1 protein-coding gene is annotated in these 1,190 nt (G+C 47.2%); it reads left to right on the plus strand.

Annotation, left to right across the window (positions count from 1 at the left end; all coding sequences use genetic code 11):
* A partial coding sequence (gene tuf, locus R8N49_RS24885) for an elongation factor Tu (RefSeq protein ID WP_017822038.1) occupies positions 1-1,184 on the plus strand: 1,184 nt, incomplete at its 5' end.
* Between the last annotated feature and the right edge of the window lie 6 nt (positions 1,185-1,190).

Genomic DNA, 1,190 nt, shown 5'->3' on the forward strand with positions numbered 1-1,190 from the left:
TGTCTAAAGAAAAATTTGAACGTACGAAACCGCACGTTAACGTTGGTACTATCGGCCACGTTGACCACGGTAAAACAACTCTAACTGCAGCTATCTGTACTACTCTTGCTAAAGTTTACGGCGGTGTAGCTAAAGACTTCGCATCTATCGATAACGCTCCAGAAGAGCGTGAGCGCGGTATCACAATCGCAACTTCTCACGTTGAGTACGACACTCCATCACGCCACTACGCACACGTTGACTGTCCAGGACACGCTGACTATGTTAAAAACATGATCACTGGTGCTGCACAGATGGACGGTGGTATCCTAGTTGTTGCTGCGACAGATGGCCCAATGCCACAAACTCGTGAGCACATCCTACTAGGCCGTCAGGTTGGTATCCCATACATCATCGTATTCATGAACAAATGTGACATGGTTGACGATGAAGAGCTACTAGAACTAGTAGAAATGGAAGTTCGTGAACTTCTATCTGAATACGATTTCCCAGGTGATGACCTACCAGTTATCCAAGGTTCTGCACTAGGCGCACTAAACGGCGAAGAGCAGTGGGAAGCGAAAATCGTTGAACTAGCAGAAGCTCTAGATACTTACATCCCTGAGCCAGAGCGTGCGGTAGATCAGCCATTCCTAATGCCTATCGAAGACGTATTCTCAATCCAAGGTCGTGGTACAGTAGTAACTGGCCGTATCGAGCGTGGTATCCTAACTGTAGGTGACGAAGTTGCTATCGTAGGTATCAAAGACACTACTACAACTACATGTACTGGTGTTGAGATGTTCCGTAAGCTTCTAGACGAAGGCCGTGCAGGTGAGAACGTTGGTGCACTTCTACGTGGTACTAAGCGTGACGAAGTTGAACGTGGTCAAGTACTAGCTAAGCCTGGTTCAATCACTCCACACACTAAGTTCGAATCAGAAGTATACGTACTGTCTAAAGATGAAGGTGGTCGTCACACTCCATTCTTCAAAGGCTACCGTCCACAATTCTACTTCCGTACAACTGACGTAACTGGTGACATCCAGCTACCAGACGGCGTAGAAATGGTAATGCCAGGCGACAACGTACAGATGACTGTAGAGCTAATCGCACCAATCGCAATGGACGAAGGTCTACGTTTCGCGATCCGTGAAGGTGGCCGTACAGTAGGTGCTGGTGTTGTTGCTAAGATCTTCGACTAATTCATA

The sequence above is a fragment of the Vibrio sp. 1978 genome, from assembly GCF_033344345.1.